At 41.1% G+C, this 7,665-nt stretch carries 5 protein-coding genes and 7 tRNA genes; 10 read left to right on the forward strand and 2 right to left on the reverse strand.

The window, feature by feature from the left end; translation table 11 throughout:
• Nucleotides 1–2,054, reverse strand: a 2,054-nt coding sequence (locus K6G87_RS07740; protein WP_296835577.1) for a GH36-type glycosyl hydrolase domain-containing protein, incomplete at its 3' end; no start/stop codon positions are given.
• Between the two features lie 335 nt (nucleotides 2,055–2,389).
• Here K6G87_RS07740 and K6G87_RS07745 point away from each other — a divergent pair.
• The 4 genes from K6G87_RS07745 to rdgB all read left to right on the forward strand — a co-directional run bounded on the left by K6G87_RS07745 (nucleotide 2,390) and on the right by rdgB (nucleotide 6,668).
• The gene (locus tag K6G87_RS07745) at nucleotides 2,390–3,412 is read left to right on the forward strand and encodes a LacI family DNA-binding transcriptional regulator (protein WP_296835579.1); all 1,023 of its coding nucleotides are present in this window, start codon (nucleotides 2,390–2,392) and stop codon (nucleotides 3,410–3,412) included.
• Nucleotides 3,413–3,638: 226 nt separating this feature from the next.
• Entirely contained in the window at nucleotides 3,639–4,799 is a 1,161-nt protein-coding gene (locus K6G87_RS07750; RefSeq protein WP_296835580.1) for a THUMP domain-containing class I SAM-dependent RNA methyltransferase, read from the forward strand.
• A complete protein-coding gene (locus K6G87_RS07755) occupies nucleotides 4,792–5,892 on the forward strand; it encodes an N-acetylmuramoyl-L-alanine amidase (protein ID WP_296835583.1) in 1,101 nt (366 codons plus the stop codon). Before K6G87_RS07750 ends, K6G87_RS07755 begins: the two co-directional genes overlap by 8 nt.
• A 158-nt stretch (nucleotides 5,893–6,050) precedes the next feature.
• A complete protein-coding gene (gene rdgB, locus K6G87_RS07760; RefSeq protein ID WP_296835585.1) occupies nucleotides 6,051–6,668 on the forward strand; it encodes an RdgB/HAM1 family non-canonical purine NTP pyrophosphatase in 618 nt (205 codons plus the stop codon).
• 68 nt (nucleotides 6,669–6,736) lie between these two features.
• On the opposite strand, the gene K6G87_RS07765 is transcribed toward rdgB, so the two are convergent.
• Nucleotides 6,737–6,818, reverse strand: a tRNA-Leu gene (locus tag K6G87_RS07765).
• Nucleotides 6,819–7,020: 202 nt separating this feature from the next.
• Here K6G87_RS07765 and K6G87_RS07770 point away from each other — a divergent pair.
• The 6 genes from K6G87_RS07770 (at nucleotide 7,021) to K6G87_RS07795 (ending at nucleotide 7,661) form a co-directional block, all read left to right on the forward strand.
• A tRNA-Pro gene (locus K6G87_RS07770) sits at nucleotides 7,021–7,095 on the forward strand.
• Between the two features lie 36 nt (nucleotides 7,096–7,131).
• Nucleotides 7,132–7,202, forward strand: a tRNA-Gly gene (locus K6G87_RS07775).
• Nucleotides 7,203–7,234: 32 nt separating this feature from the next.
• Nucleotides 7,235–7,310, forward strand: a tRNA-Arg gene (locus K6G87_RS07780).
• Between the two features lie 42 nt (nucleotides 7,311–7,352).
• Nucleotides 7,353–7,426, forward strand: a tRNA-His gene (locus K6G87_RS07785).
• A 35-nt stretch (nucleotides 7,427–7,461) separates the two neighbouring features.
• Nucleotides 7,462–7,533: transfer RNA gene (locus K6G87_RS07790), tRNA-Gln, on the forward strand.
• 55 nt (nucleotides 7,534–7,588) lie between these two features.
• Nucleotides 7,589–7,661: transfer RNA gene (locus tag K6G87_RS07795), tRNA-Lys, on the forward strand.
• The last annotated feature ends 4 nt before the right edge of the window (nucleotides 7,662–7,665 follow it).

Consider the following 7,665-nt stretch of genomic DNA (forward strand, 5'->3'; position numbering starts at 1 on the left):
TCTTCAATATAGGCAGGACATGTCTTTTGGTAGATCTCGAATGCTCTGTTGCCATCTCCAAGAACAGTCTCTGCGATTGAAACCCAAGGATTGTTGTGGCAGAAGATACCTGCATTTTCTTTATATCCCGGTGGATAGGAGCTGACTTCTCCAAGCTCTAAGTGATACTTGGTATATGCCGGCTGAAGGATCATGATTCCGTATTTGGTATCAAGCTTTTCTTTTACAGAGTCCATTGCTTTCTTGGCAAGACCTTCCTCAACACCGATTCCTGCAAGTACGCAGAAGCCCTGAGGCTCGATGAAGATCTGGCCTTCTTCACATTCTTTTGAACCTATCTTGTGTGAGTATGCATCATATGCCCTGATGAACCATTCGCCGTCCCAACCGTCTTTAAGAACAGCATCGTACATTTCTTTTACCTGAGCTCTTGCATATTCTGCTTCCTTGCTATCGCCTTTTAGCTCGCAAAGCTGAGCGTATTCTTCGCCGTATTTTACGAACATACCTGCGATGAAGACGGATTCTGCAACAGGTCCTTCTGAAGGACCAAAGGTCTGGAAGGATTCTCCCGGATGAGCTGAGAAACAGTTGAGGTTAAGACAGTCGTTCCAGTCAGCACGTCCTATAAGAGGAAGTTTGTGAGGTCCTTTATGATTAACGATATAATCAAAAGATCTCTTTAAGTGGTTCATAAGAGGAGTGGCTTTGCTTTCGTCGTTATCAAAAGGTACCATCTCATCAAGTATTGAATCATCGCCTGTCTCTCTAATATATGCGCTTGTACCGGCTATGAGCCAGAGAGGATCATCATTAAAGCCGGATCCTATATCTGCATTACCTTTCTTGGTAAGAGGCTGATACTGGTGATATGCGCTTCCGTCTTCGAACTGGGTAGAAGCAATATCAATAATACGTGCTCTTGCTCTGTCAGGAATAAGATGTACAAATCCAAGGAGATCCTGGCATGAATCTCTAAATCCCATTCCGCGGCCTATGCCGGATTCATAGTAGGAAGCAGAACGTGACATGTTAAATGTAACCATGCACTGATACTGGTTCCAGATATTGACCATGCGGTCTACCTTATCATTTGAGCTCTTTACATGGTACTTGGAAAGGAGATTTGACCAGTAATCACATAAAACAGAGAAAGCTTTCTCTACCTGCTCATCTGTTTTATAGCGGTCAAGCATTTCCCAGGCAAGATCCTTTTTGATGACATTAGGAGCTTCCCACTTGTCATTGTCATCATTTTCTATAAAGCCAAGTACGAATATAAAGCTCTTCTCTTCACCAGGGTCAAGTGTTACATTGAGCTGGTGGACAGCAACAGGTGACCAGCCGCTTGCAACAGAATTTGTGCACTCGCCGTTTGTAACTACATCCGGTGTGTCATTTCCGTTGTAAGGTCCAAGGAAGCTCTCTCTTGATGTATCAAAGCCGTCAACCTTGGTATTTACTGAATATACAGCAAAATGATTACGTCTTTCTCTGTACTCTGTCTTGTGGAAGATGGAAGAGTCTACAACTTCAACTTCTCCTGTTGAAAGATTCCTCTGGAAGTTTCTTTCATCATCATCTGCATTCCACAAACACCACTCAACATATGAAAAAAGTTTGAGCTCTTTTGCAGAAGATGTGTTATTCTTAATGCTGATGCGTGATACTTCACATCTGTCATTCATAGGTACAAAAGTAAGGACATTGGCCTCAACATTATTTTTGACACCTTTGAATTTTGAATAACCAAGACCATGACGGCATTCGTATTCATCAAGGGCGGTCTTTGTAGGCTGCCAGCCTGGATTCCAGATAGTGTCTCCATCTTTGATGTAAAAATATTTGCCGTTATTATCATAAGGAATGTTGTTGTAACGGTAACGTGTTATACGCAGGAGCTTTGCATCCTTACAGAAGGAATAACCTCCGCAGGTGTTTGAAATTAGAGAAAAAAACTCCTGGTTTCCTAAATAATTGATCCACGGAAGTGGAGTTTTAGGAGTGGTGATGACATATTCTCTGTTGTCATCGTCAAAATGCCCGTATTTCATAGGACCCCCTCTTTGGTTTGCGCGTAATGTGAGCTGAAAATATTTACAAGGAACTATATTCGCAATAGTTTACGTTTCGAAAATATTTACAAGGACTACATTCGCATTATTTAATGTTTCGAAAACGTTTAAGATACCCTTTCATTATAAGTTAGGGGGATTTGGAATTCAAGAATTGCAGACTGAAATATTCAACATAAATAATTTGAGATTTTGGCAAATATACCGAAAAGTTTGTATATCCAAAAAAGAAATTGAAAACATATTAAAAACCGATTATAATTAAAATTACGAAAACGATTAAGCAATCGGTTTTACCTAGTATTGAGGTGGTTATGAGTCGAAAGATTTCTATGAAAGACATATCTGATGCTTGCGGAGTTTCGATAGCGACCGTATCAAAAGCATTAAATGATCGTGGCGATATCAGTGATGAAACCAAGCAGAAGATAAGATCAATTGCTGCTGATATGGGATATTTTCCCAATGCAGCGGCTAAAGCCTTAAAGACAAGCAGATCCTATAACCTGGGAGTCCTGTTTGTTGATGATGCCATGTCAGGTCTTACCCATGATTATTTTGCTCATGTGCTTGACTCCTTTAAAAGGACGGCTGAGGCATCGGGTTACGATATTACGTTTATTAATAGCAAGGCAGGCGGGGAGCAGACAAGAAGTTACCTGGAGCATGTCCAGTACAGAGGTTTTGACGGAGTCGTCATAGCCTGCGTTAATTTCTATGATCCTAAGGTTGAAGAGCTTATAAGGGGCAACATCCCTGTAGTTACGATTGACCACGTATTCGATAACCGTATTGCTATTATTTCCAACAATATTAAAGGAATGAAGGATCTGGTTACTTACTGCTATTCTCAGGGACACAGGAAGATAGCTTATATTCATGGCGCTTATTCATCAGTTACACAGAGCCGCTTATCAAGCTTTTATAAAACCTGTGAGAGTTTTGGAATAGATGTCCCTGAAGAATATGTCATTGAAGGAGATTATCGTAATACAGCGATGGCTTTTTCCTGTACAGAGCAGCTTTTAAAGCTCAAGGATCCGCCAACCTGTATTCTTTATCCGGATGATTTTGCTGCTATTGGAGGAATTGGTGCTATTCATATGATGGGACTTTCACCTGGAGTAGATATCTCTATTGCGGGATTTGATGGAATCCCGATTGCTATGCGTATGCATCCGCCTCTTACCACTCTTCATCAGGATACTGAAAAGCTTGGATGCCTTGCCGCAAAACGCCTTATCTCTCTTATCGATTCACCGCGTACTACAGTTATAGAGCAGGTGGTAGTAGACGGGCAGATATTTCCGGGAGGAACAGTCGGCAAGATCAATTAAAGTATGTGAGGGTTTTATATATACAGCTCCGAAGTGTTATAAAGCACTCCGGAGCTTTTCTTTCTATTACTTTCAAAAATGATATGTTAAAATGAATATTGCGAAATAAAAAATAAATGATGTAAGAGTTAAAAGGTACTTTTGATACTTGTATCAAAGATATTTAAGACTGAATGTTTTTTCGTCTTAAAGCGCAAATGCAATTCAATAAAAAGGAATCTTATTTATGAAGTATTATGAACTAATAGCACCTTGTCACATGGGACTTGAGGCTGTACTAAAAAGAGAGATCATCGATCTTGGCTATGATATTACGGAAGTCGCTGATGGCAGAGTATCTTTTCAGGGAGATGCTGATGCTGTATGCAGAGCGAATATATGCTTAAGAACAGCTGAGAGGATCCTTATAAAGATCGGATCATTTACTGCGACCACTTATGAAGAACTGTTCCAGGGAACCAAAGCTCTTCCTCTTTCTGAATTTATTCCAAAAGACGGAAAATTCTGGGTTACCAAGGCTTCTACAGTCAAGAGCACACTCTTTTCCCCAAGTGATATTCAAAGAGTTATGAAAAAGGCTATGGTTGAAGGGATGAAAGAAGCTTATAACACTTCCATATTCCCGGAAGATGGCCTGGAGTTCCCTATAAGGGTATTTATTTATAAGGACGAAGTTACAGTAGCACTGGATTCTACAGGTGTATCTCTTCACAAAAGAGGTTATAGAAGGCTTGAATCTCAGGCTCCTATTGCTGAGAATCTTGCAGCTGCTCTTATTATGCTCACTCCATGGCATGCAGACAGGATACTTATCGATCCGTTCTGCGGATCGGGAACTATACCGATCGAGGCAGCAATGATAGCTGCAAATATAGCTCCAGGAGTCAACAGATCTTTTAATGCAGAGAAATGGACCCATCTTATAAGTGCAAAGAACTGGGCTGATGTCAGAACAGAATGTGAAGAAGAGGTTGATCTTAACGTTGTAACAGATATTCAGGGATATGATATTGATCCTGAGGTCATAGAGATTGCAAGGATCAATGCTGACAAGGCTGGAGTTGGGGATCTTATCCACTTCCAGACAAGAGATGTTGCACAGCTTTCACACAGGAAGAAGTATGGCTTTATAATAACCAATCCGCCTTATGGTGAAAGAATTGGTGATAAATCCGAGCTTTACGGACTTTACAGGACTCTTGGACAGCGTTATAAAGCTCTTGATGACTGGTCTATGTACATGATCACTTCCTACGAGGAGGCTCAGGATGCAATAGGCAAAAAGGCTGACAAGAACCGCAAGATATATAACGGAATGCTTAAGACATATTTCTACCAGTACATGGGGGCTAAGCCACCACGCAGAAAGGATAGAACCAATGACTGAGGACATGGAAAAAGACGCTGAGTGTGGGGCGGGGGAGCTTGCCATACTAAAAGAGCAAAGGTGCAATGAGCGTTATGAGGCTCTTATGAAAAAGACTGCCATAATAGCTGCGGTCTTTTCATTTCTTGCACTTTTGGTTATGTTCGTATTTCTAAATACAAGAAGTGTGGTACTTGCAGATACTGCACTTGTAAGCGATGCTTCTCAAAGAAGTGATGATAATGAGCTTAAAGGAGAGAGTTTTAAGCTTCCATTGACAACAGATGGAGACTGCATAAAGTTCTCTCTTCCAGAAGGAACCAATTCGGAAGACATAGTCATAGAAAATCGTGTGACTTGCTGCCAGCTTGCTATAAGCATAGCAGATAGTGATGGTTTTTATACTACAGCATCATCTGTTACTACACCGGGCAATGTTACTGGCTGTCTGTGCGTTCCTTTAAGTGATGGCGCATCCAGTCTTGAATTCCAGCTTGATGGTATATATGAATATACAAGTACACTTGATAATGGAACCTTGTCTGTCTCTTTTGTAAATCCTCATGAAATGTATGACAGGTTAGTAGTTATAGATCCTGTACTTAATTCTTTGGAGGATACAGGAGAAAACGATACAGCGCTTTATGAAGCTCTTGCTATTAAAGATAAACTGGAAAAAGATGGCGTAAAAGTATATCTTTCAAGAACTGATTCAAATGAAATAGACCTTATAGACAAAGAAGCTTTCGTAAAGGAACTTGCTCCTGATCTTGTGATATGCATAGATTGTGATACAGACACAGCGGTTTATTATAATGACAGTCTGTATCTTAGAAATTATGGAAATGACAGTTTTGCAGGTCAGGTCCTTGCTGATATATCCTATGAGGTTGCAGGCAAGGGACACATAGACAGTATATCGGCCTATTCCCTGTCAGAACGCCCGTATGAGCTGATGACGGTTATTGATATGCCATCTGTCCTTGTGACTATTCCGGAGGCTTATACAAAGGCAGAAGACGACTCACAAGCATCTTTAGATCACAGCTACCAGGACAGCATTGCAAATGGCATTTATAAAGCGGTCATGTATGCTTATGCTGATATAAGATAAAAAGACATAAATAAAAAGACATAAATATCAAGGCATAAATAACAATAAATGACAATAAATAGCAATAAAATGCAATTTATTGCTATAAGTTACAAGCCCGCAAATACCGGGAGAAAGGATTGATCCGGCTTTAGAAGTCCGGATCATATTGAAATTAAATGAGAATAGTTTTTGCAACAGGTAATAAGGACAAAATGCGTGAGATCAGACAGATAATGGGGCATTTTGGCATGGAAATAGTATCTATGAAGGAAGCCGGAGTCTTTGAAGATATAGAAGAAAACGGTACTTCTTTTAAAGAAAATTCAGTGATCAAAGCATCTGCAATCGCAGATGTGCTTATTCAGAAAGGAGATACAGATTCTATCGTACTTGCTGATGACTCAGGTCTTGAAATAGATGCACTTTCTGGTGAACCCGGAATATATTCTGCCCGTTATATGGGTAAGGACACACCATATCCTGAAAAAAATGCAAAGATCCTTGAAAGACTTAAGGATGTTCCGGATGACAAACGCTCTGCACGCTTTGTATGCGCCGTATCAGCCGTTCTTCCTGATAAGAGGGTACTTACATGCCAGGAGACAATGGAGGGCATTATAGGGCACGAGATAGCCGGTGAAAATGGTTTTGGATATGATCCTATATTCTTCCTTCCAAAGTTTTCAAAAACATCAGCTCAGCTTACTCCTGAGGAAAAAAATTCAATTAGTCACAGAGGAAAAGCGCTAAGAGCAATGGAAGAACTTCTGTCTAAAGAACTTGCTAAAGATTAATATTCAGATATGGCAATAAAAATGGCCCTGTCTGTAATAGACAGGACCAAAACAGCTTGATACCAGCGTGCGGATAGAGGGACTTGAACCCTTACACCTTACGGTACAGGAACCTAAATCCTGCGCGTCTGCCAATTCCGCCATATCCGCATAGAAAACATTTTATATTATTGTGAGCGCGCATGTCAATCACTGTATAAAAACAATATCGCAAATCTGATTTAAATGCGATATAATGTTCATAATTGAACGAGTAAAAATTTTTTTAAAAAGTGTGTTGACAAGTTTTCAAAAACTGATATATAATAGCACTTGCGTTGCGGCGCTGATGAGTTCCACCGAAACAAAAGAACGGGGTGTGGCTCAGCTTGGCTAGAGCGCCTGGTTTGGGACCAGGAGGCCGCAGGTTCGAATCCTGTCACCCCGACTCGATCATCTGAGTTGTAACGCAAAGTTTTACCATGCAGGTGTAGTTCATTGGTAGAACACCAGCCTTCCAAGCTGGATAGGTGGGTTCGATTCCCATCACCTGCTCTTGCATATAGCTTTAAAGTTTTTATGCAGCATGTGCCCGTAGCTCAGCTGGATAGAGCAACGGCCTTCTAAGCCGTGGGTCGGGGGTTCGAATCCCTTCGGACACATTTATTTCATACAAGAGTCCTCGAACTTCTTGTATGAAGCATGGTGGCTATGGCGCAGTTGGTTAGCGCGCCAGATTGTGGTTCTGGAGACCGTGGGTTCGAGTCCCACTATCCACCCTGTTTTTATTAAGTGTAAGCTTGGTTACACACTTTGGGCTATAGCCAAGCGGTAAGGCACAGCACTTTGACTGCTGCATTCGTGGGTTCGAATCCCGCTAGCCCAGTTTTGGCTACATAATAAAGGTTGCCAGGAAATGTGTAGGCAGCAGATATTGACATGGGATACTAGCTCAGGTGGTAGAGCACTTGACTTTTAATCAAGTTGTCGGGGGTTCGAATCCCCCGTGTCTCATTCA

The organism is Butyrivibrio sp., assembly GCF_024699075.1.